This is a genomic window from Hungatella sp. L36 (assembly GCF_014288035.1).
This window is the reverse complement of the sequence record NZ_JACOPC010000008.1, coordinates 21,291-41,576: the sequence shown is the minus strand read 5'-3', so window position 1 is coordinate 41,576 and position 20,286 is coordinate 21,291. Positions and strand designations below refer to the sequence as shown.

At 51.4% G+C, this 20,286-nt stretch carries 23 protein-coding genes, 2 pseudogenes and 1 CRISPR repeat array; of the genes and pseudogenes, 20 read left to right on the top strand and 5 right to left on the bottom strand.

Annotated features, from left to right (window positions below; all coding sequences use genetic code 11):
• The first annotated feature begins 203 nt into the window (after positions 1-203).
• Positions 204-722: a flavin reductase gene (locus H8S80_RS18705; RefSeq protein ID WP_117621383.1), complete on the top strand. Its 519-nt coding sequence runs from the start codon at positions 204-206 to the stop codon at positions 720-722.
• A gap of 213 nt (positions 723-935) precedes the next feature.
• Positions 936-1,303: direct repeats of the CRISPR family, unit length 33 nt; unit sequence GTCACCTTCTGTGAGGAAGGTGCGGATTGAAAT.
• 164 nt (positions 1,304-1,467) lie between these two features.
• On the opposite strand, the gene H8S80_RS18700 is transcribed toward H8S80_RS18705, so the two are convergent.
• Positions 1,468-2,979, bottom strand: coding sequence for a DUF4454 domain-containing protein (locus H8S80_RS18700; RefSeq protein WP_117621382.1), 1,512 nt, complete (start codon positions 2,977-2,979; stop codon positions 1,468-1,470).
• A 176-nt stretch (positions 2,980-3,155) separates the two neighbouring features.
• Here H8S80_RS18700 and spoIIIAA point away from each other — a divergent pair, with 176 nt between their 5' ends.
• The 13 genes from spoIIIAA to H8S80_RS18635 all read left to right on the top strand — a co-directional run bounded on the left by spoIIIAA (position 3,156) and on the right by H8S80_RS18635 (position 13,414).
• Positions 3,156-4,160: a stage III sporulation protein AA gene (gene spoIIIAA / locus H8S80_RS18695; protein WP_002601073.1), complete on the top strand. Its 1,005-nt coding sequence runs from the start codon at positions 3,156-3,158 to the stop codon at positions 4,158-4,160.
• Positions 4,153-4,683: a stage III sporulation protein AB gene (locus H8S80_RS18690; RefSeq protein WP_002601072.1), complete on the top strand. Its 531-nt coding sequence runs from the start codon at positions 4,153-4,155 to the stop codon at positions 4,681-4,683. The genes spoIIIAA and H8S80_RS18690 overlap by 8 nt, the downstream gene beginning before the upstream one ends.
• 12 nt (positions 4,684-4,695) lie before the next feature.
• Positions 4,696-4,890: a stage III sporulation protein AC gene (gene spoIIIAC / locus H8S80_RS18685; RefSeq protein ID WP_002601071.1), complete on the top strand. Its 195-nt coding sequence runs from the start codon at positions 4,696-4,698 to the stop codon at positions 4,888-4,890.
• A gap of 13 nt (positions 4,891-4,903) precedes the next feature.
• The gene (locus tag H8S80_RS18680; RefSeq protein WP_002601070.1) at positions 4,904-5,290 is read left to right on the top strand and encodes a stage III sporulation AC/AD family protein; all 387 of its coding nucleotides are present in this window, start codon (positions 4,904-4,906) and stop codon (positions 5,288-5,290) included.
• On the top strand, positions 5,287-6,531 hold the full coding sequence (locus H8S80_RS18675; protein ID WP_117621381.1) for a stage III sporulation protein AE: 1,245 nt from the start codon (positions 5,287-5,289) through the stop codon (positions 6,529-6,531). The genes H8S80_RS18680 and H8S80_RS18675 overlap by 4 nt, the downstream gene beginning before the upstream one ends.
• Positions 6,532-6,536: 5 nt before the next feature.
• A complete protein-coding gene (locus H8S80_RS18670) occupies positions 6,537-7,235 on the top strand; it encodes a stage III sporulation protein AF (protein WP_117621380.1) in 699 nt (232 codons plus the stop codon).
• Positions 7,189-7,812: a SpoIIIAG-related protein gene (locus H8S80_RS18665; RefSeq protein WP_025529551.1), complete on the top strand. Its 624-nt coding sequence runs from the start codon at positions 7,189-7,191 to the stop codon at positions 7,810-7,812. Before H8S80_RS18670 ends, H8S80_RS18665 begins: the two co-directional genes overlap by 47 nt.
• Positions 7,813-7,828: 16 nt before the next feature.
• Positions 7,829-8,692, top strand: coding sequence for a SpoIIIAH-like family protein (locus H8S80_RS18660; protein WP_002601066.1), 864 nt, complete (start codon positions 7,829-7,831; stop codon positions 8,690-8,692).
• 343 nt (positions 8,693-9,035) lie between these two features.
• Entirely contained in the window at positions 9,036-10,076 is a 1,041-nt protein-coding gene (locus H8S80_RS18655) for an ABC transporter permease (protein ID WP_002601065.1), read from the top strand.
• A complete protein-coding gene (locus H8S80_RS18650) occupies positions 10,073-11,059 on the top strand; it encodes an iron chelate uptake ABC transporter family permease subunit (RefSeq protein WP_117621379.1) in 987 nt (328 codons plus the stop codon). The genes H8S80_RS18655 and H8S80_RS18650 overlap by 4 nt, the downstream gene beginning before the upstream one ends.
• Positions 11,060-11,093: 34 nt before the next feature.
• Positions 11,094-11,846 carry an iron ABC transporter ATP-binding protein gene (locus H8S80_RS18645; RefSeq protein WP_002601063.1) on the top strand — a complete coding sequence of 251 codons (753 nt, stop codon included), beginning with the start codon at positions 11,094-11,096 and terminating at the stop codon, positions 11,844-11,846.
• Positions 11,847-11,869: 23 nt separating this feature from the next.
• Positions 11,870-12,940, top strand: coding sequence for a siderophore ABC transporter substrate-binding protein (locus H8S80_RS18640; RefSeq protein WP_117621378.1), 1,071 nt, complete (start codon positions 11,870-11,872; stop codon positions 12,938-12,940).
• An 87-nt stretch (positions 12,941-13,027) separates the two neighbouring features.
• A complete protein-coding gene (locus tag H8S80_RS18635; protein WP_002601061.1) occupies positions 13,028-13,414 on the top strand; it encodes an Asp23/Gls24 family envelope stress response protein in 387 nt (128 codons plus the stop codon).
• 71 nt (positions 13,415-13,485) lie between these two features.
• Here the strand turns inward: H8S80_RS18635 and H8S80_RS18630 are convergent, their stop codons facing one another.
• On the bottom strand, positions 13,486-14,355 hold the full coding sequence (locus H8S80_RS18630; RefSeq protein ID WP_029465506.1) for a LysR family transcriptional regulator: 870 nt from the start codon (positions 14,353-14,355) through the stop codon (positions 13,486-13,488).
• A gap of 208 nt (positions 14,356-14,563) precedes the next feature.
• Between H8S80_RS18630 and H8S80_RS18625 the strand changes: the two genes are divergently transcribed.
• The 3 genes from H8S80_RS18625 to H8S80_RS18615 are packed head-to-tail and all read left to right on the top strand — an operon-like array spanning position 14,564 to position 16,989.
• The gene (locus H8S80_RS18625; RefSeq protein ID WP_117621376.1) at positions 14,564-15,139 is read left to right on the top strand and encodes a UbiX family flavin prenyltransferase; all 576 of its coding nucleotides are present in this window, start codon (positions 14,564-14,566) and stop codon (positions 15,137-15,139) included.
• Positions 15,132-15,488, top strand: a complete 357-nt coding sequence (lpdD, locus tag H8S80_RS18620; protein WP_243007863.1) for a prenylated flavin chaperone LpdD — start codon at positions 15,132-15,134, stop codon at positions 15,486-15,488. The genes H8S80_RS18625 and lpdD overlap by 8 nt, the downstream gene beginning before the upstream one ends.
• Positions 15,489-15,519: 31 nt before the next feature.
• Positions 15,520-16,989, top strand: a complete 1,470-nt coding sequence (locus tag H8S80_RS18615) for a UbiD family decarboxylase (RefSeq protein WP_117621375.1) — start codon at positions 15,520-15,522, stop codon at positions 16,987-16,989.
• Here the strand turns inward: H8S80_RS18615 and H8S80_RS34875 are convergent.
• A pseudogene (locus tag H8S80_RS34875) lies at positions 16,943-17,164 on the bottom strand (DUF6783 domain-containing protein). The gene H8S80_RS18615 and the pseudogene H8S80_RS34875 sit on opposite strands and share 47 nt — an antisense overlap.
• Here H8S80_RS34875 and H8S80_RS34870 point away from each other — a divergent pair.
• Together H8S80_RS34870 and H8S80_RS18610 are read left to right on the top strand one after the other, a co-directional pair.
• Positions 17,150-17,287: pseudogene (locus H8S80_RS34870) on the top strand (DUF6783 domain-containing protein); the annotation flags it as partial. The pseudogenes H8S80_RS34875 and H8S80_RS34870 overlap by 15 nt on opposite strands.
• Positions 17,288-17,300: 13 nt before the next feature.
• Complete coding sequence (locus H8S80_RS18610; RefSeq protein WP_117621373.1) at positions 17,301-18,140, top strand: hypothetical protein; 840 nt, start codon at positions 17,301-17,303, stop codon at positions 18,138-18,140.
• Between the two features lie 193 nt (positions 18,141-18,333).
• On the opposite strand, the gene H8S80_RS18605 is transcribed toward H8S80_RS18610, so the two are convergent.
• Both H8S80_RS18605 and H8S80_RS18600 read right to left on the bottom strand, forming a co-directional pair.
• The gene (locus H8S80_RS18605) at positions 18,334-18,801 is read right to left on the bottom strand and encodes a GNAT family N-acetyltransferase (protein WP_002601054.1); all 468 of its coding nucleotides are present in this window, start codon (positions 18,799-18,801) and stop codon (positions 18,334-18,336) included.
• Between the two features lie 12 nt (positions 18,802-18,813).
• Positions 18,814-19,383, bottom strand: coding sequence for a hypothetical protein (locus H8S80_RS18600; protein WP_002601053.1), 570 nt, complete (start codon positions 19,381-19,383; stop codon positions 18,814-18,816).
• Between the two features lie 203 nt (positions 19,384-19,586).
• On the opposite strand from H8S80_RS18600, the gene H8S80_RS18595 reads away from it, so the two are divergent.
• Complete coding sequence (locus H8S80_RS18595; RefSeq protein WP_117621372.1) at positions 19,587-20,030, top strand: PucR family transcriptional regulator; 444 nt, start codon at positions 19,587-19,589, stop codon at positions 20,028-20,030.
• Positions 20,031-20,286 lie beyond the last annotated feature (256 nt).

Here is a 20,286-nt window from a genome sequence, read left to right as displayed (position 1 = left end):
GGGATAGCAAGCGGGCAGGGCCGCTGTGTTCGGAGCATGGAAATGCGAGGGATACAGCGGCTTTTTGCTGTGAAGTCCGGAATATTGGTGTTTGACTTTAGAGATGAAAATGATAAAATATATGTATTCAGCAGTTCTCAAGAGAAGAGATGAATCATAGCAATTGTAGAATGAAAACAGCAGTGAGAAAAGGAGAAAACGATATGGGATTTAAAGAGATAGCAGTGGAAGAATTGAATTTTAATCCATTTACAAAGATTGGCACGGAGTGGATGCTGATTACGGCGGGCGATGAGAAGAATTTTAATACGATGACGGCCAGCTGGGGCGGAATGGGAATTATGTGGAACAAGAAGGTGATTACTGCTTATATCCGGCCTCAGCGCTATACAAAAGAATTTGTCGATGCCAATGAGCTGTTCACCGTATCTTTTTACGATAAGGAGTACAGAAAGGCGTTGAACATCTGCGGATCAAAGTCCGGGCGCGACTGCGACAAGGTGAAGGAGGCAGGCCTGACCCCCTGTTTTATTGACGGTACCACAGCATTTGAGGAAGCGAATATGATTTTTGTCCTGCGGAAACTGTACTCCGATCCCATGCCAGCTGAAAATTTCCTGGATAAGGAAATTGATCAGAAATGTTATCCGAATAAAGACTATCATACGATGTATGTGTCGGAGATTGTGAAAGTGCTTGTGGCAGATTGCCAGGCTGACTAATTGTGAAGGGATTTCGTCTTAGATAAAAGTCAGATAAGAGGGTAGTAAGCTGGTGCGAATCTGAAGTAAGCATGAAAATACCGGGGGATTCGCACCGGGAAAATGAGAGAATAGGTAGAAGAAGAAAGATCGCTATTGATTTTGTTGGAGAATATTGTACAATATAGTTAATGATAGGGGGAGGGAGTGGGGGAGGTGTTGTGGAGAATTGCGGTCACCTTCTGTGAGGAAGGTGCGGATTGAAATTCCTGCTGCTTCTGGCCTCCACAGGGGAGACGCTGTCACCTTCTGTGAGGAAGGTGCGGATTGAAATCGCCGGAGAAAGAAGGAAGTATATGAAAAAATATGTCACCTTCTGTGAGGAAGGTGTGGATTGAAATTCATTATGTCCTGTTCCGTCAATCCCAATACATAGTCACCTTCTGTGAGGAAGGTGTGGATTGAAATTCCAATCTTCTCAGCCCATGTATACGTCTTAGTCGTCACCTTCTGTGAGGAAAGTGTGGATTGAAATCCCAGCTGATGCCGTATTCGTAAAGTTACCAGCTGTCACCTTCTGTGAGGAATGTGTAGATTGAAATCTCTGAAGGAAGTGCAAATCATACACTTTCTCTAGTCCCTTTCTGTAATGACCATATGTCTTGAAATAACCATATCCTCCCTTCCAACCTCTCATCACAACAAAAAGAACCTTCAGAAAGCAAATGCTTCTAAAGGTTCTCTTTTTCTGATAACAATATCCTCTCTAATCCCCAAGATAATAAACCGCCGTAAAATACCCCTTACTATTATAATAAAGCGCATTCCCAAGTACGCTGCTGTCAGCCAGCGCCTCCGTCTCCCCGCCGCGCTCCGATGCACCAGCACAGATCTCAGTCTGAGTTTTCGATGCTTCTGCCAGGCTGGTATAAGCGCCTGTCACGGCTCCTTTCAGAATGTAAATGTCCCCTTCATATACCGTCTTCATCACAGTGTCTGCGCTGGTCTGCCACAAAGTATAGGTTCCATTTTCCAGATCTGCGATGACTCCTGTTTCACTGCCTTGTGAGGAAGGCGTTGTTCCCTTGTCATACATCAGATAGCCGTATGAATTCGAGTCCCCTGCGTTGGGATCCAGGGAAATTAGTTGGCTTTCGCCGGTCAGCGCGTTTAAAACCACTTCGGCTTCCCCGCCGTTTTGCACTGCAGAAAACTGTTCCTGCGTCATGGAGGCGGGAACAGAGATCGTGCCGGGAGCGCTGTAGTACACGCCCATATCTTTCGCCTTCGTCATGTCTGCGGACAGCCCGGTTTCCCTGCCGGTATGCAGGTACGAGAGGTAAGGCGCAAGCGGAAGGCGGTCCCATTCGCCTGCATAATCGATTCCGTCTATGATATTTCTTTTGTCAAAAGGTTCCTCTTCCAGTCCCCGAATCAGCGTAATATTCTTTTTCTCGATATCAGAAAGCAGGGAATCCGAAAATTTGTCCGGATCCAGGAGGCTCCGATACCAGACTTCATTGGAAAAATACTGGCTTAAGACCTCGGAATCAAATTTTCGTCCATGCGCCGCGTAAATTTCATTTCTGAGCAGCCACAGGTCTTCGGTCGGATATAAGTATAAATCCGCCTTGCTTAAATAACGGGTGAATACCTCCGGTCTGCTGAAAGAACGCTGGAAGGAATAGTAATCCCCCTCCAGACGAGCGTCGCCGTCTACTGTAATATGTGGAACCGCGTCATTTAAATAGAAGGTAATGCTGCACGTTCCTTTTTCCTGGGCTGCGTCGTGGAATTCCGGTATGATGCTGTAATCTATTTTTCCGCTCTCCGTATCAACGGCCGCTTGAGCAAGCCCATTCCAGAAGCTTTCATATTGGTTATCCTGGGACAGGAAATCGCAGGTCAGACGACCGGAATCCCTCCAATCCTGTGTGAGCGAAAAGGATATGGCGGACCGCACGTCGCCTGCTTTAAAATACCTGCTGGATATCAGCTCAGTGTCGGCATCCAGGTTTTTCAATGCTTTTATATCAAATTTTAGAGCAGCTGCCCCAGAGGAAGAACCATCCGGTGAAATCGGACTCTGGTCCTCTGCACCGGAGGATTTCTCCGGCGGGGAAGCGTTTTCTGTCTGATTACCTTCCTGCGATTTTTCCTGATTGGAGTAAGGCTCCTGCGTGAAATCTGCCGTATTGTTCGAAGCCCGGTCCGTATGGCAGGCAGAGGATAAGATACTAATTACAATGACACATCCCAGCAACAGTTTTCTCTTCATCCGCGTTCTTCCTTTCCATCGTGAAGCACCGTGCCTGTACGGCCCGGCGGCTTACGTTCCATTCGTTATCCTGATATTCTGTACCGCTATCATACCATATACCTCTGAAAATGAAAATAATTCCCCGTCATAATTTGTCCCCCTTCACATATATTGAGGTAAGAGGAGGGATGAAGGTGGAGAAAAAAGACGAGCTCATAAAAATCTTTTCAAAGAATATAAGAGAGATTCTAAACCGGGTCGCTGTTGACTTTGATGAAGTGCAGGAGATCCGCCTGCGGGTGGCGGCACCGCTTTTGATGGTCTATAAGAATGAAGAGTACTACATAAGCCGTTTGGGACAGCTGAGCCAGGACTGCCGGGATGCCTATCTGGTGAGCCGGGGCGAGTTAAAGGAAACCATGGAATACATGAGCAATTATTCCCTGTATGCATTTGAGGAAGAGATGAAGCAGGGATTTCTTACCATCCAGGGGGGCCACCGCATCGGCGTTGCGGGTAAAACCATTTTGGACGAGTCGGGAATTAAGACGATGAAGTTTATTTCCTTTATCAATGTAAGACTGTCGCATCAGGTGAAGGGATGTGCTTCCCCGGTTCTACCGTATCTCTATGACAAGGAAGAAATTCTGCACACCCTGATCATTTCGCCGCCGCGGTGCGGGAAGACGACGCTGCTCCGTGATCTGATCCGGCAGATTTCCAATGGGACAAAGGATCACGCAGGCATGACGGTGGGAGTGGTGGACGAACGGTCGGAAATCGGCGCCTGCTATCAGGGAATGCCCCAGAATGAGCTGGGAATCCGCACCGATATCCTTGACTGCTGTCCGAAGGCCAGAGGCATGATGATGCTGATCCGTACCATGTCGCCGCGGGTGATAGCCGTGGATGAAATCGGAAGCAGGGAAGACTTAGAGGCCATGGAGTACGTTATGAACTGCGGCTGCAAGCTGATCGCCACGGTGCACGGCAGCTCCATCGACGATCTGAAGCAGAAGCCGGTGCTGCGAAGACTGGTGGATGAGCGGATTTTTGAGCGGTATATCGTGCTGAATAATAAAGGAAAGATCGGCAATATCGATCAGATCTACGATTCCCGCGGGACGCAGCTTTATAAGGCGGAGGTCCACCGTATGGGGAAAAGATGGAACAGCGAGGAGTGCATGGCGTATGGATAACACGGGAATCAGAATTCTGGGAGCCGTTCTCGTCGTGATTTCCTGCTCCGGCATGGGATTTTTTATGGCGGGGCAGTGGGGAGAACGGCTGAAAACCATGGAACACTTAAGAAAAATGATCTTCCTGCTGAAAGGAGAGATCGTATACGCCCGCTCCGCGCTCCCTGAAAGCTTCGATCGGACGGGGAAGAAGGGCGGAGGAGAGATCGGCGACCTGTTTATCCGGGTGGCCGAGCGGATGGAGGGACAGCGGGGGGAGCCATTTTACGATATCTGGCAGGAGGAGATCGATAAGCTTCCCAAAGCCTTCTGTCTTTCAAAAGAGGACAGGCAGAGTTTGAAAGGGCTGGGCGAGCATCTTGGATATCTGGACCTGGAGATGCAGGAGAGGACGATTCTCCTCTATCTGGAGCAGCTGGATCTATCCATCGGTTATCTGAGGGAACATAAGCAGGAACGGAGCCGTCTCTATACCAGCCTTGGTATTATGGGCGGCATCTTCATAACGATTATGATGTATTAGAGGGAGGATAGCATGGGGGTCAATCTGATATTTAAAATAGCGGCGGTTGGAATCCTGGTTTCCGTCATCTGCCAGGTACTTAAGCACAGCGGGCGGGAAGAACAGGCATTTTTGACGAGTCTCGCTGGTTTAATCCTGGTGCTGTTCTGGCTGGTGCCTTACATTTATCAGCTGTTTGAAACCATTAAAAATCTGTTTGCATTGTAGGGGTAATGAGAATATGACGGTAGTGACCATAGCCGTAGTCGGTATCACGGCAGTCCTTCTGGCCGTTGCGCTGAAGGGCATGAAAGGGGAGTACGGAACCTATCTGGTGATGGCAGCCGGATTTTTCATATTTTTTTACGGAGTCGGAAAGCTGACCACAATTCTGGATACCATCAAACAGGTTCAGTCTTATATCAGGATCAACAGCGTCTATCTGTCCACCCTGATTAAAATGATCGGGATCACCTACGTGGCGGAATTCGCCGCCGGAATCTGCAAGGATGCGGGATACGGCGCCGTGGGCACGCAGATTGAAATCTTCGGCAAACTGTCAGTGCTTGCCGTCAGTATGCCGATTCTCTTAGCGCTTATCGAGACTCTGCAGGTATTTCTGTCATGAAGGGGCGTCTGTACAAAACAGCCGTATTACTGGTGCTGGCGGCGGTCCTGTCGGGAACGGGAGGCCTGTTTTTTGCAGGAGGGCTGTCCACGGTCATGATCAGCTGTGCGGCGGAGCACGGTGGCGGGTCTCCTGCCGATTCCGGGGAGACGGTGGACGAAGCGGAGACGAAAGAGGTCTCCATGGATTTGGAACAGTATGACTTAACGGAGATTCAGGATTATATTAATTCTCAGGGGACGAGCGGATGGAACTTGTCCTTTAAGCAGATGATGAAGGACATCATGGCGGGCAGGTTGGGGGACGTGATGGGGCAGATTGGCGAGGGGCTCCGCGATGCACTGTTTTCGGAGGTCAGAAATAACGGCCATATGATGGGTCAGATCATAATTCTGGGAATTATTGGCGCTGTGTTTGCCAACTTCTCCAATGTATTTACGGGAAGCCAGATATCGGAAACGGGATTCTTTGTCACCTATCTGTTACTGTTTACCTATCTGGCAGCCAGCTTTTTTACGAGCATTACCATTGCAGGAAATGTGGTCAATCAGATTCTGGGATTTATGAAGGCGCTGATGCCGGCATATTTTCTGGCGGCGGCATTTGTGGGAGGGAGCGTTTCGGCGGTCGCATCCTATGAATTTACGCTGTTTGCCATCACGGTGGCTCAGACGATTACCGCCGCTGTCCTTCTGCCTATGGTGAAGGTCTATGCGCTTCTCGTCATGGCCGGCCATATTGCAAAGGAGGACATCCTGTCGAAGCTGACGGAGCTCTTAAGCGACGTGATTACCTGGAGCCTTAAGACCATGGTCGGGATCGTGCTGGGATTTCACCTGATCCAGGGACTGGTGCTCCCCTATGTGGATTCCATGAAAACGGGGGCAATCCAGAAGCTGATCGGAATTATACCGGGAGTGGGGCAGGGAGCCAGCGCCGTGACACAGATGGTCATCGGTTCGGGTGTCCTGGTAAAGAACACCATGGGGGCCGCCGGAGTGGTGATCCTGGTGATTATCACCCTGATTCCCATGATGAAGCTGGTGATTCTCATGCTCCTGTATCAGTGTGTGGCTGCCGTCCTCCAGCCGGTATGCGATAAAAGGATTGTATCCTGTATTTCGGATATGGCCAAGGGACACAGAATCCTGCTGTCCATCGCGGCTTCGGCTATCGTGCTGTTCGTGGTGACCATCGCGGTGGTGTGCGCCTCCACTAATGTAACGTATTACGCAGGGTGATTGACATGGAAGGTTTATATGAGTGGATCAGAAATATCACATATTATCTGATCTTTATGACAGTGGTAACCAATCTTCTTCCCGATAAGAAGTATGAAAAATATTTCCGGCTGTTTGCGGGCATGGTGCTCATTCTGCTGGTGTTAAAACCATTTACAGGCGGCCTGCGGCTGGATGACAAGCTGGCCTATTACTTCGAGTCCATCAGCTTTCAGAAGGAGGCGTCGGAACTCTCGTCCCAGCTCACCGATATGGAAGGCGTGAGGCTGAAGAGCATGGTGAGCCAGTACGAGGAGGCGGTGGAAAATGACCTGCGCACCATGGCGGAATCGTCGGGATTCATCTGTAGGAAGGCCGAGGCCGGGATCGACGGGGATGAGAAGAAGGAGACCTTCGGTCATGTGGTATCTGTCAGTCTCCGGCTGGCTCCTGACAGCTCCGGGCAGACGGACCAGGGCGGAAGTAGTTCCGGTATCCAGCCGATGGAGCCGGTAGAGCCTGTGGAACCCATCGAACCGGTGGAACAGATCCGCGTGGAACTGAACGGCGGGAGCGAGGAGGTATCGGAGACGGTCGGTGCATCGGCCGGGCAGCCGGATAAGCGGCAGGAAGAAAATTCTGCTTTGGCTGGTCTGAGACGGCGCATTTCTGAATATTATGATTTGGAGGAACAGGACATTGAAATTCAACTGGAAAATAGGTAAGGATAAATGGCTGATTCTGCTGGCGGTGGGACTTCTGCTCCTGGTCCTCACGATTCCTTCCGGTCCGGAGACGGAAAAGAAGATGTTAAAAGACGCCGCTTCGGGGACAGAAGCCTCCTTACAGGAAGGGCTGGTGACAGAGGCGGGGGAACCGGTCGCCGTGGCCGCAAATGCGGACCGCACCTATGAACAGCAGCTGGAGCAGCGGGTGAAGCAGATTCTAAAGACCGTGGATGGAGTCGGGACCGTTGACGTGATGATCGTGCTCAAGTCTTCCGAGGAGAAGGTGCTGCGTGTGGACAAAAATACCTCCAGCTCCAGCACTGAGGAACAGGACAGCGGCGGCGGAACGAGGAAGAGCAGCAGCGCGGAACAGCAGGAAAGTACAATTTTGACCGGAACCGGGGAAAATACGGCGCCGATCGTGGAGAAAGAAATCCGTCCCGAAATCGAAGGAATCATCATCAGCGCCCAGGGCGGAGGCAGTCCAACTGTAAAAGCTGAAATTTCAGGCGCTATGGAAGCATTATTTGACTTGCCGCCACATAAAATAAAAGTATTAAAGAGGGTGGAATAAAGAAGGAGTGTTAGGAATGAGAAGCTTAAAAGATATCAGAGAATCCAAAGTCCCGAGAACCCCAAAGAAAATGAATATGAAGAAACTGTTCAGAAGAAATCAGATTATCATCACAACGCTGGCGGTCATGATCGCAGCTGCCGGATACCTAAACTACGCCGGGAAGCAGGAAATGGCGTCGGGAACTGATGTGTACGAGGCCGGTGTGACGGATATTTCCGATGAGGACATTCTGGCTGAAAACCAGGCGCTGACAGGCGACCCGGGAAATTACCAGGAGATTGCAAGCCTTGACAATGACCCTAACGACGAGAGTCTGGCGGCTCAGGAGACAGATGGCTCCGGCAGCGCAGTGGCCAGCAATCAGGAAGGCGTGGCAGGAGACGCAGCAGCGGACACCACCAATGTAGCCGACAATTCGGCGGCGGAAGGCGGACAGCTGGCAGCCAATGAGACGACAGGCGATCTGGAAACCGGTCTGGAAAATCCGGGTGAAGCGGTCTTAACCAGCGGTATGAATGTATCCGACTACATAGCGAACGTGCAGCTGAGCAGAGAGCAGGTCCGTGCCAAGAACAAAGAGACTCTGATGAATTTAATCAACAATGAGAACATTGAAGAAGCTGCCAAACAGGAAGCGATTCAGGAAATGATCGACATGACCGCAGTATCCGAGAAAGAGAATGCCGCAGAGACTCTTCTGATGGCAAAGGGCTTCTCCGATCCGGTTGTCAGCATTACCAGCGGCAAGGTTGACGTCGTCATCAACGCTTCCAGCATTACCGATCCGCAGCGCGCCCAGATTGAGGACATCGTAAAGCGCAAAACGGAAGTGGGAGCAGAGAATATCGTGATCACACTGATGAAGCTGGAAGAATAGAGGAAATGAAGCACCCAGGCGCGAATAAATCTGAAAGAATGAACAAGGATGCGAAAAAGCCGCATATGGCTTTTTCGCGTCCTTGTTTCTTTTTCCATCTATTCCCAGCCTCCTGATTTCGCTGTTTTTTCTGTCCCCTATTGAGAAAAGTTTGTGCATTTTATGGAGTTGCCTATGGCTAACTCCCTGTGTTATGATATTAGGGCAGCGCGCGGTGTGAGATACATGTAAGTCCAGTATGCATGTGATGTGATATCTTGCGAGTTGTATTTTTTTGCCTTTTTGGTTAGCTTAGGCTAACTAAAACACTGTACATCATTTGATTTGAGAGGAGGAACCCAAAATGAAACCAAAGACTCTAACCATCCTTCTGGCGGCAGCACTGGTCATTCTGTCGGTGGTATCACTGTTTCTGGGTGTCATGGATATAAGCCTCGGAGGCGTGCTGCGCGGGGATTTTGAACAGGTGGAGATCCTGTTGATATCCCGGCTGCCCCGTCTTCTGGCGATACTCTGTACCGGAGTCGGTATGAGTATTTCCGGCCTGATCATGCAGCAGCTCTGTATGAATAAATTCGTTTCCCCGACCACAGGCGCGACGATTTCCTCGGCGCAGTTCGGTATTCTGCTGGCGCTTTTGTTTATGCCGTCATCCTCGCTGTGGGGACGGGCCGTCTTCGCTTTTATCGCGGCGATCGCGGGGACATGGATCTTCGTCTGCTTCATTCAGAGAATCCAGTTTAAGGACGTGGTCATGGTTCCGTTAGTGGGAATCATGTTCGGCAATGTGATCGGAGGCATGACCAGCTATCTGGCCTATAAATACGATATGACACAGGCCCTTTCCTCCTGGCTGGTGGGACATTTTTCCCTGGTAATCAGAGGACGCTATGAACTGGTGTATTTAACGCTTCCGCTGGTGCTTCTGGCCTTTTTATTTGCCAATCATTTCAATATTGTTGGAATGGGGAAGAATTTCTCGAAAAATCTGGGTGTCAACTACAATGTCGTGCTCTTTCTGGGACTGAGCATCGCCGCCATGATTACAGCCAGCATTGTGGTAGTCGTCGGAAGCGTTTCCTATATCGGACTGATCGTGCCCAACCTGGTGGCGATGTTTAAAGGCGACCGGATACGGGGGACTCTGCTGGATACCGCCCTGTTTGGAGCGCTGTTCGTTCTGGTCTGCGACATGATCGGCCGGACTGTGATCACCCCCTATGAGCTGCCGATTGAATTGATTATCGGTGTCATCGGAAGTGTGATTTTCGTAGGTATGCTGATCTACCGGTTAAATCACGGCCGGAAAAGCATCACCCTTCCCTTCGGGAAAAGGAGAGCCGCGGCGGTACCTTCGCCGCAGACGGGAGGAACGGAGGCATGAAGCAGGAAAAAATGAGCAGAAGGACCGGAAACATCAACGGAAAGAAGCTGGTGATCCTATCGCTGCTGGCAGCGGCCGCCGCCGTGCTCTATCTCTTTCTGAATGTGAATATGAAATATTTCAGCTACGCCATGAGCCTGCGGATTCCAAAGCTGGCGGTCATGCTGATCACGGCGTTCTGCATCGGCGGGGCTTCCGTCATCTTCCAGTCGGTGATCAACAATACCATCGTGACGCCGTGCCTGCTGGGGATGAACTCCCTCTATACGCTGATCCATACGGCTGTTGTATTCTTTTTCGGCTCCACCAGTCTTCTGGCCCGCAATACGAACCTTTCCTTCGCGGTGGATCTGGTACTTATGGCGATCATCGCCACCATCATTTACAGCTACTTATTTAAGAAGACAAGCCATAATGTGCTGTATGTCCTGCTGGCCGGAACGGTGCTGTCCACCTTTTTCACCAGTATGCAGACGACGCTGACGCGCATCATGGATCCCAACGAGTACGACAGCCTTCTGGCGTCGCTGGTCGCCAGCTTTACGAATGTAAACACGGAAATCATATTCTTTTCCCTGATCCTGATTGCAGTTCTGCTCTTTGTCCTGCGCCGGGAACTGGCGCTGCTGGATGTCATTACACTGGGAAAGGCGCAGGCGATTAATCTGGGGGTGGACTATGACCGCACCGTGCGCAGACTGCTTCTGGGGGTGACACTGTTTATCGCCATAGCGACCGCCATGGTAGGTCCGATATCCTTCCTGGGCCTGATTATCGCCAATTTATCGAGACAGCTGTTTAAGACGTTCCGCCACAGCTATTTGATCGCCGGCTCGGCATTAATCGGTATGGTGATACTGGCAGGCGGCCAATTGCTTGTGGAGCAGGTATTTGCCTACGGCGTCCCGGTCAGCGTATTTATTACTGTCGGAGGCGGAATCTATTTTCTCTATCTGCTGCTGCGAACGAGCCGCTCCGCATAGGGTGTGAAAAAACCAACACAAGGAGGTCATAACGATGTTTGTCAAAGAACTTTTGAAAAAATACAATGGAAAAACCGTGGTGGACGGCGTCTCCTTCGAACTGCCGAAGGGAAAGGTGATCTCGCTGATCGGCCCCAACGGAGCCGGTAAATCAACGGTTATGGGAATGATCTCCAGGCTGATCGCACAGGATGACGGTTCGGTGGATTTCGAGGGAAAGGACATGTCCAAATGGAAGAGCCGGGATCTGGCCAGGCGGCTGGCCATTCTGACTCAGAGCAACCACGTCCAGATGAAACTGACAGTCCGGGAGCTGGTGGCCTTCGGTCGCTTTCCCTACAGCGGCAATCGGATTACGGCTGAGGATGAGGAAATCATCGAAAAGGCCATCGCCTACATGGAACTGGAGGAATTTGAGGACCGGTTCATTGACGAACTGTCCGGCGGCCAGCGCCAGCGCGCCTACATAGCCATGGTCATTGCACAGGATACGGAATACGTCCTGTTGGATGAGCCGACCAATAACCTGGACATTTACCACGCCACCAACATGATGAAAATCGTCCGGAGGCTGTGTGATGAACTGGGAAAAACCGTGATTCTCGTGCTGCATGAAATCAATTACGCAGCGTTTTATTCTGATTACATCTGCGCATTCGTGGATGGAAAAATATCAAAATTCGGTACGGTGGAGGAAGTGATGACAAAGGAAAATCTCTCCGAAATCTACCGCGTGGACTTCGAGATTCTGGAAATAGAAGGAAAACCACTGTCGATCTATTACTAACCCCAAAAAAGGAGATACTAACTATGAAAAAAATGACATTACTGACACTTGCAATGGCAGCAGCCCTTTCCATGACAGCCTGCGGGCAGGGCACCGGACAGGCCGGAACAACAGGCGGACAGGCTGGCGAGACGACTTCTTCCGAAGCCGCGTCCACAGATACAGAGTCCCAGTCCGGCTCCGGGGAAGGTGAAAATGAAGATGCACAGGCCTCGGAGACACCGGAATCCGTCACCGTGACGACGCTGAATGGAAACGGCGAAAAGGTGGAGCTGGAGGTTCCCTATAATCCGGAGCGGGTGGCCATTCTGGATATGGCGGTGCTTGACATGATGGATAACTGGGATCTGGGCGGCCAGATCGTGGGAATGCCGAAATCCTCCAAAATCGATTATCTGATGGAGTATAACAACAACGAGGATATCGTAAACCTCGGCACCTTAAAGGAAGTGGACATGGAGGCACTCATGGCCAGCGAGCCGGATGTGATCTTCATCGGAGGCCGTTTAAGCGCGCAGTATGACGAACTGTCGAAGATTGCTCCTGTCGTATACACTGCGGTGGATTATGAGGAAGGAGTGATTCAGAGTGTGAAAAATAACGCGGCCATGATCGCTTCCATCTTCGGTGAGGAAGAGCGGGCGGCGGAAGAACTGGCTGGATTCGATGCACGTGTGGAGACGCTCCGCCAGGCGGCCGAGGGAAAGACAGCAGTCATCGGAATGGTGACCAGCAGCAATTTCAACACATTGGGTGACGGAAGCCGCTGCTCCCTGATCGGCAATGAAGTCGGCTTCACCAATCTGGCCAACGACGTGGATTCCACGCACGGCAATGAATCCTCCTTCGAGCTTCTCGTTTCCTTAAACCCGGATTACATCTTTGTCCTGGACCGCGATTCCGCAATCAACACGGAAGGCGCCAAGCTTGCGGCGGAAGTGATGGATAATGAGCTGGTGAAGAAGACGGAAGCATACAAAAACGGTCACATTGTCTACCTGACACCAACCGTATGGTACCTGGCGGAAGGCGGCATTACGGCTGCTGATGTGATGTTAAGTGACTTAGAAGCGGGTATTCTGGGCCAGGAATAGAAAAATGTTTTGCAAACTGTGGCTGTCTTTGTTATAATAGTCTATAATCCAAGTAACACATCGAATTGAAAACAGGAGGGAATCATTGTGGCAGAGACAGAGAACAGAAATACTCATAAAGTATATGAAAAAGATAAAATCGGCGAAGTACAGATTGCGGATGAAGTAGTAGCCATCATCGCAGGCCTTGCGGCGACGGAAGTAGACGGCGTGGATTCCATGGCCGGCAACATTACCAATGAACTGGTTGGAAAGCTGGGCATGAAGAATTTATCCAAGGGCGTTAAAGTCGAAGTAACGGAAGAGCACGTATCCGTTGACTTATCCTTAAACATCAAGTACGGCTTCAGCATTCCGGAAGTATGTGAAAAGGTGCAGGACAAGGTAAAGAGTGCGATTGAGAACATGACAGGACTTACCGTGCTGGACGTGAACATCAAGATCGCCGGCGTGTCGATGGAAGAAAACCGGTAAGAACGTGAAAAAGAGAGAGGAAGCTGCGCAGAGTGAGAATTCTGCACAGCTTCCTTTTTCGTTAAAATGGTTCAGGCGGAAAAGTATTTCCAGAGTGTCCTGCCGCAGAGCGGGAGTTTCTTCGGGGACAGGCAGGCCAGGACGACATCGGCGGCGACTGGCTCCTGCAGCGGGATCACTGCGACATTTTCATGGCGGAATACATCGAGATTACTGTAAGGAAGCAGGCTCACCGCCTCTCCGGCGGCGACTGCGCTGACAATGGATTCTATCTTGGCTGTCCGGGTGACAGCGGGCTGGAATCCTTTTTTTTGGCAGGCCGTGAGGCACAGGCGGTAGATGCTGCTGCTGGGATGCATCAGAATAAACGATTCTCCGGACAGCTCTTCCAGGGGAACGGCTGGTCTGCCTGCCAGCGGATGGCCTGCGGGAGTCAGAAGCACCAGCCGGTCGTGAGCCAGCAGATGGCATGTGCTCTGCACGCCGGTAAGCAGTTCCGGGCGGCCGATGATCAGATCGTAGCTGCCCTGGCGGAAGCCCTGCCGCAGCGGTTCATCCTCCACCTCGTCGATCATGAGGGTGATCTCCGGGTGAGACTCGGCAAACTGCCTCAGAACGGGATTCAACCGGTACTGATGCAGGATGGGAAGGACTCCCAAATGCAGGATGGATCTCCGGCTGTCCTGATATGGAGCAAGATGCTGCTTCATTCCCTGAACGCCTTTTAACAGCTTCACCGCATCGGGATAGAGGATGCGCCCGGCATCCGTTAAGGAGGCGTGGCGGCGGCTTCTGTCAAACAGCTGGACGTCCAGCTCCAGTTCCAGATTCCGTATCTGTTTGGACAGGGTGGACTGAGCGATATGAAGGCTTTCCGCCGCGTCAAAGAATGTGGCGCTTTCCACGATCGCCACAAAGTACTGCAGTTGTTCCAATGTCATATTCCGCCTCCGTTCAATCATTCCGTTATGGAAACAATGATACCATAAAATGAATTGATTGTACAGGCGATTTCCGGTACAGTGAAGGGGAAGACCGGGAAGCGGAGACCGACAGGGCTGTGAACTGTAACAGGCCAACGTGCCTCTAAACAGCAATAGAGACAGTAAAAGCAAAACAGCAAAAGCAGAAGCAAAAGGAGGAACTCTCATGGATCTGATTATCGGAGTGACAGGAGCCAGCGGAACCATATACGCGGTAAAGCTGCTGGAGGCATTAAAAAAGACAGAGTCAGTGACGACCCATGTGATATTCAGCGATTACGCCTGGGTAAATCTGGAGATTGAAACAGGATATACGAAAGAAGACGTCCTGTCTTTGGCGGACCACAGCTATGATAACCGCGACTTGGCGGCCTGCATCTCCAGCGGCTCCTATCCGGCGGATGGCGTGATTATCCTGCCGTGCAGCATGAAGACGCTGTCGGGAATCGCTAATGGATACGCGGACAACTTAATCACCCGCGTCTGTGACGTCGCCTTAAAGGAACGGCGGAGGCTGGTGATCTGTCCCCGGGAGACGCCGCTTAATACCATTCATTTAAAACATATGTATGAGCTTTCGCAGATGGGAGCTGTCATAGCGCCGCCCATGCCGGCATTTTATAACCATCCGGAGACCGTGGAGGACATTGTAAATCACCAGATCATAAAGATACTGGACCAGTTCCGGATTCCCTGTGAAGGCGCGAAACGATGGGGAGAGAAGGTGCAGGACCGTGTTTGAGGAACTGATGGATTTTACCATGACAGGCCACGGCGTCTCCGTGCAGTTTAAGGTGCTCCGGATGGGAACCGACTGTCTGGTGCTGGCAGCGGGCGGTGATACGGGCCATATCGGAGCCATTGCCTTCGGGGATAGAGGCGAATGCCTGTCAAATGCCAGAGAGGGCCACAGGGAAGGCGTGGTGACGGAGCTGATTTACCGGGAACTGAAATCGGTGGTTTCCGGGGGACTGGCCGTGCTGGCCGGCATCCATGTGGCCGGAATCACGAAGGAACAGATCACCGGCGTCGTAGCGCTGTGCGAAGAAGGCGCTCACCGGATCGCCGCCGGTTTGAGAGAGTATCAGTAAGAGCAGAAGGAAGAAAAAGGAGGAAATCAGAATGATTGAAGATTTACGGAGTGCGTTGGAGGAACTGAAAAAGTATGATAATCAGATTGCCTGTACAGATACAGAGGTAGATTCCTACGCGGAAGTCGCAGGGATTTACCGCTATGTCGGGGCGGGGGGGACGGTAAAGCGTCCGACTAAAGAGGGACCGGCGCTCCTCTTCCGTAATATCAAAGGCTTCCCGGACAAACAGGTGCTGATCGGCCTTCTGGCTTCCAGAAAACGGGTGGGCTGCCTGCTGGACTGTCCGCCGGATAAGCTGGGATTTCTCTTAAAGGACGCGGCCGCGAATCCCATTATGCCGGAGTTTACGGCAGGCGGAGACGTGCCGTGCCAGGAGGAAATCCATTATGCATCGGAGGAGGGCTTCGATATTCGGAAGCTTCTCCCGGCCCCTCAGAATACGGAGGAGGATGCCGGTCCTTATATCACCATGGGAATGTGCTACGCCTCCGATCCGGTTACGGGGGAAGGGGATGTGACCATTCACCGTCTCTGCCTGCAGTCGGCGGACGAGATGACCATGTTTTTCACCCCAGGGGTGCGTCACCTGGACGCATTTCGGGAAAAAGCGGAACGGGAAGGCGTGAATCTGCCGATCAGTATCAGCATCGGCGTGGATCCGGCCATTGAGATCGCTTCCTGCTTCGAACCGCCCACAACGCCTTTGGGTTTTAATGAGCTGTCCATCGCAGGCGCGCTCCGCAAAAAGCCGGTCCGCATGGCAAAATGCCGGACCATTGACGAGTACGCCATCGCTAACGCGGAGTTTGTCATCGAGGGCGAGCTGGTGGCCGGAAAACGGATGCGGGAGGACATCAACACCAACACGGGAAAGGCCATGCCGGAGTTCCCGGGATATACCGGCCACGTGTCGGGAGAGCTTCCGGTAATAAAGATCAAAGCGGTTACCCATCGGAAAAATCCAATCATCCAGACGTGCATCGGACCCAGCGAGGAACACGTGAGCATGGCGGGAATCCCGACGGAGGCCAGCATCCTGACCATGGAAGAGAAGGCGCTTGCCGGGCTCGTGAAAAATGTTTACGCCCACCGCTCCGGCGGCGGTAAGTACATGGCGGTCATACAGTTCGCCAAACAGGTTCCCAGCGACGAGGGAAGGCAGCGTCAGGCGGCGCTCATTGCCCTCACCGCATTTCCCGAGCTGAAGCATGTGATCGTGGTGGATGAGGATGTGGATATCTTCGATTCAGACGATGTGCTGTGGGCGCTCAACACCCGTTATCAGGGAGACGTGGATACCATCACGATTCCGGGAGTCCGCTGCCATCCGCTGGATCCGACCGAGGGGCCGGAATACAATCCAATGCTTAAGGACCGGGGAATCAGCTGTAAAACCATCTTCGACTGCACCGTACCATACGGCCTAAAGGACCGGTTCCAGAGATCGAAATTTAAAGAAGTGAATATGGAGGACTACGAGATCCGGCCGTTGGTATAATGGATCCGGAAACGAGCTGAACAGTAACCTGAACGGCCTCCCTGCAGTAACAACAGTGGACATTTTCCCGTTTTGAGTATAACATAGTGTTAGAGCGTGTTTGAAAATTCATTCCTGCCATCTGTACGCCCCACTTCGCGGTATATTTTGCCCCAATTCAGTCAGCGTAGCCCACTACGCCTCCTTCATCGGGGCCAAATCTCCCACAAAGTGTGACGCACAGCTGTCAGAAAGCAATTTTCAAACACACTCTAGAGCGTGGCGGAAAGCAGCTTACAGACACGCTCTGGAATTATAAAGGAGGATGACCCATGAAAGTGAGGCAAATTTACGCATCAGCACTGATCCTGTCCCTTGTATTCCTGGCGGGCTGTTCGAAAGCTCCCGTTCAGGAGGAAGAGACACTGCATCTGATCCAGGAAAACGCCGCCTCCCTTCCCGGAGATGAGCGCGCGGACCTGTGGCAGGACGAGCACAATACCTTCGACAGCTACAGACTGCCGGATGGAACCAGACTTTTGACCATCTATAAGACCGTTGGGCCTGCCAACTGCTATGTGGCCGGGACGGTAAGCTACAATGATTTAAGTGAATCTGCGCGGAAGGGCATAGACGGTTACTACGAGAAACAGGGACTGCTCTACGACACGGAGGCAGAGCTTCAGAAGGCCTACGGGGATTACCTGTCCTGCCGGGAGAACGGGACTGCGTACCAGGAACGCCATGTGCGTCAGGAAATCACGCCCTCCGCGTCCAATGATACAGCCGTAAGTTTTATTACAACGGTCACACTCCCGGTAAACGGCCAGGAGGCTAAAGAGCTTCGGCTAGGGGCCGTGTTCAACCGGGAGACAGGGGCCGTATACAGCAACTGGGACTTATTCAGCCTGTCGGAGGACGCGGCCCGGCAATGGCTTTTAGACGCCCCCGGCACCGTCAGTCCGGCGCTGCGCAAAGAGATGGAGGCAGCTCTGCGGCCAGAGTATATCCTCCTTTTCCCGGATCACCTGGAGATATCCTATCCCCAGGGAACCCTCCCAAGCCAGGAGTACAGCTACAGCATCGGTCTGGACTATGATGCAGAGCTTCTGTCAGTGCTTCAGCCATGGGCAGTGCCGGATGGAAGGGAGACGGCGGACTCAAGGCAATAGAAAATCAGCGGTTCTAAAAATGGCCGGGATTGTCAGACACAAAATGCATGTGTTTGCCATTCCCGGCCATTTTTATGGTTCGTATACAGGCGGCGGCACACTGGGATATGAAGTCTCCCTGCGCGGTCCCGCACCCAAAGACGAGAAAAAAACGAATCAGCTGCTGCAAACCATCATGGTTGATTTCCCATATCTATGCATATTTGGCATAATAGACAAGATCCATCCCATCCTTAATCTTTTCCACCTTACCAGTCTTCGTATACCCCATCTTCTCATACAAATGGCAGAGCTTCGCCTCCTGGCTGATTGTGTCGAGTTCCCATCTCGGAATCTCCGGATACAGGGCTTCGGCCAGTTCGATGGCCTGTTGTGCATACCCGTGTCCCTGGAACTCAGGAAGGATGAACAGCTGCTTGAGTTTACATAATGTTTCAAAATGGCAGATGCGGATGGCACCGATATGCTTACCGTCTAAACTGATAAAATAGTAATCGGAAAAAGGATCCTTCAGCCGCTGAAGTGTACGGTCCTTCGTCTCCGCGCCGGGATTGGAATCGTAATCCTGGTATTTCTCCAGAAGCGGACGGAAGGAAGCGGTCTGCAGGCTGTAGAGCTCCTCACAGTTTGAAAGTTTGGCCTTTGTCAAAGTGATCTCCATAATCTTTCCTCCTTACATCATCATTCCAAAATCATATATTTTATAATTCTTATCCAGGGCTTTTTTGCCCACCAGGAAATTCCTGCCGCATTCTCCGGAGTTCCACTGCGGTGCATGCGACTCGGCCTTATTATTCCATTTCTGATAGAATTCCACGTGAATGACTGCATAATCCTTCAGGTTCTCCTGCCGTGCCCGTGTTTCGGCGTCGGGATAGGAAAACGCCTCGTTGTCTCCGGCGTACTGCTCACGGTCCAGGGTCGTGATGGAGCGTATAATATAGGTTTCCATGGATTCGCCCTTTAAGAACGCTTCCTTTTCATTCTCCAGCGTGATCCTGTCAAGTTCCGTATTGGGAAGAAGTTTCTTCATTTCTTTAAAATCTCCCGTTATCTGGTTAAGGAAGTAACGGGCTACGGTGATCTCGGCGGCGGTTTTGGGCCGGTCTTCGTACCGGATGCTGCGGGTTCCGATGGTCGTATCCGCGGGAACCGGATAGCGGCGCGGCACCAACAGACAGAATGCCGCCAGTAATGCCGCGGCTCCCAGGACAGATGCGGTCCATACTGCTTTCTTTTTCATAGGCTCTCCTCCTTATAATGGATGATTCTACCATCGAAGCGGAAAAAAGACTTTAAGGATTTATGAAAATTCTGTTACGATTCCCATAGGAACTACAAAAATGCCCGGCCGCTTTTTGGAGATGGCGGCCATTGGAAGCTGTTATAATAAAACTATGCGAATGGAACGGAAAACGGTAATACGAAGGGAGGATTGATTTCCTTATGGTACAGAATTACGTTATGGCAAAGGAGGCCAAAGAGGCGCTGAACCTGCTGGCCGGATATGAGGGGCGCGGAAGGATCATAGCGGGCGGAACCGATCTGATGCTGGACTTACAGAGCGGAAAGTATCAGGCGGAGTGCCTCGTGGATATCACGGGAATTCCGGTAAACCGGATTCTGGAACAGATGACGGACAAGCTGATGGAATACCCGAAAGAGAAGCGGGATGCGCTGTCGGATACCATGTGCTGCTTTGTGCAGAACCATTTTAACTACCAGAAGACGGCGGACGCCATGTACGCCCACGTCAACACCATCCGTTACCGGATCAGCCTGATGGAGAATTTGTGGGGCTGTGACCTGCAGAGAGAGGAGGACCGCCTGCTGTTCGAGGTAGTCAGCCGCCTGCTTCCTCTCTGGATGAAGGAAACCGGATATGAGTGACCGGGGAGCTGGGAATACCGCTGCAAAAGCAATGTTCTGATTTTGCAGCGGTATTTTTGATGTCTGTTGAATGAAATGCAAAGTGACTGTTATGAAAGAAAATGTAAGAAGAGGGGAGAAATCACTTATTTTTGTGAATTATAATGAAAATTTTTCGTGAAATATAGGAAAAAGTAATAAAATGGAAAAAATACAATAGTCGGAATGTTGAAAAAATAAGGGACAAGCTTGCTGCAAATTGACGAAATGGTCAAAA